The following is a 1,952-nucleotide window of genomic DNA, read 5'->3' on the forward strand; positions in this document are numbered from 1 at the left end:
CTCGCCATCGCCGTATTTCCACCGATACTTCACAGGTGTGAGTTCCACCGTGACTTTCTCGTCGAGGACCTCGATGGTTTCCCGCACCACACCACCAACAGAGGCAGTGTCTTTACCGGCTTTGCCGTTCTTGTTGCCATCGATGGCGTGTTTGGGGTTGGTGAGGTAGAAGTTGGTCCAGGCGGTGGTGAGGGTGTTGGGTTTGATCGCATCCGTGGTGACTGCTCCGGGGTGGATGCGGATGCGTTTGGTTTCGGTCGCGATCAGGGTTCGGATTTCGGTGACGGTCAGCGGAGCCTGCTCAACCGAAGCACCATTCTTAGAGGGTTTACTCTTGGCGCGGCAGGCGAGTTGGGTGGTGGCAGTGTTGGTGGTGTAGAGCAGGTCGTCACGTTGACCGCATTCGTCCACTGCTCGCCGGGTGCAGGCTTGGGTTTTAGCCGCGTTACGAGCTTTAGAGTCCACCATCTCGGCTACATGCAGGTCACTACCAGCAACCTTGGTAGAACCGGTGACAGCACCGGAGCGATCCAACGCAGCCGCGGTACACGCCTGGCTCCACAACAAACGCTTCCCAAAAAACTTAGGAGCAGCCGCCGGCGCATGAGAGGGCGCCCCCGGCGCGGATGAACCGCTGACGTTGTTGATTTCCTCTTGTTCTTGAGTTTTGAATCCTTCTAAGGCCACTCCATCGCCCTTGTATGAAACGTCCTGGGCATTCGCGTTGCTTCCCGGTAGGAACGTAAACAGAATTGCAATTAGTGCAGTATTGACAAGGAGTTTTTGATTATTTTTAACGCTCGGCACCGTAGACTCCTCGTGCTTCCCAGCCGTTAGCTTTACGTTCCAATATGAACGTTCCGTTCTTAGTTGAATTGGCAGGTGTCGTTTCTACAGCTGTCGACTTCCCCGGCCTGAAATAGGACCGTTTCCCTTCGTGCGCGATGAACGTAACAAAAAACTTCCCACTGTCGAGCTTCTTATTTGGCGCTTGGATATTTTCATAACGAATCTTCCCGCCGACAGCCCATGCATTGTCTTTCTTCATAAGTGAGAAAGTCTCGTTAGCTGCTTTGCAGTATTCACACTTACGTGAGGTAATGTCCCAGAACTCTTTACGGAACGAGCCGACTTCCCATGCATAGTTGAGCTCTTTCAGCCAATGCTCAACGAAGGCAATTTGTCCAGCCTTACTATCTTCTCTCGCCACTTTGGGTAGCGGGCCAGGAGGCGGCACGTTCTGAGCTCTATGTTTAGAGGTCGCAGGTTTATAGGGGCCCTTCGGTGACGGGCTCGCAGAAGGTTTGGATTTCGCAGATTCTTTGCCGCTACCGGAAGCGTTTTCGTCTTTCGCTTCCTTATTGTTCGGATTGACAGACGGCGAGGCGGACGGTGCCGCTTCACCTGGCTTCGCGTCCTCATTGTTGTTGCTGCAAGCCGTCAGTCCGGAAGCGAGGGCGAGCGTCAATACGGTGGCGATAGCGCTTCGTTTTAGATTTGTCATGATGGCGCCCCTTAGGCATGTGTTTCTGTTTAGAACCTAAAGTAGCCAAGCGCATCCAAAAGCACCATAGAAGAACAAAAGAAAAATTATCCTTTATAACCCGATTACAGCCCGAAGGGTCAAACTTCCTTATAAATACGCGGAAGCTGGATGCCGGTGAACCGTTCGTGCTCAAGTTTCTCTGTCCGGTACCCCGGAAAGCGTTAGACCTGAAGCTAGCTAGGGGCGTAAAACACACATAAAACTGAGGATGTAACCCGGTTCACAGCACGGTGACGTAGCGAATGACTGCACCGTTTCAGGCTGCGTGGATGAAGCCGTCCCGCAAGGCTACTCACACAGCGGGACCAGTACAGCCACCTCAACGCGAGAGGAAATAAAAAGTCTCGGAACACCGAGTGAACGATGTCCCGAGACTTAACAAACGCGGAGGATGGGGTGTCTGGTT

The 1,952-nt window shown here is 53.1% G+C and carries 1 protein-coding gene and 1 pseudogene; both read right to left on the reverse strand.

The genetic code is table 11. The features are described 5' to 3' along the window. Positions 1-687, reverse strand: a pseudogene (locus tag HMPREF3175_RS05835) (hypothetical protein); the annotation flags it as partial. Between the two features lie 106 nt (positions 688-793). Beyond that, the gene (locus HMPREF3175_RS05840; protein ID WP_070491181.1) at positions 794-1,504 is read right to left on the reverse strand and encodes a DUF6318 family protein; all 711 of its coding nucleotides are present in this window, start codon (positions 1,502-1,504) and stop codon (positions 794-796) included. Positions 1,505-1,952 lie beyond the last annotated feature (448 nt).

This window comes from Arthrobacter sp. HMSC08H08 (assembly GCF_001807575.1).
GTDB classification, from domain to species: Bacteria; Actinomycetota; Actinomycetes; order Actinomycetales; family Micrococcaceae; genus Pseudoglutamicibacter; species Pseudoglutamicibacter albus.

Bases quoted from the DNA above. Each gene is read 5' to 3' on its own strand.
- HMPREF3175_RS05840 (WP_070491181.1), bottom strand. From the start codon at position 1,504: ATGACAAATCTAAAACGAAGCGCTATCGCCACCGTATTGACGCTCGCC.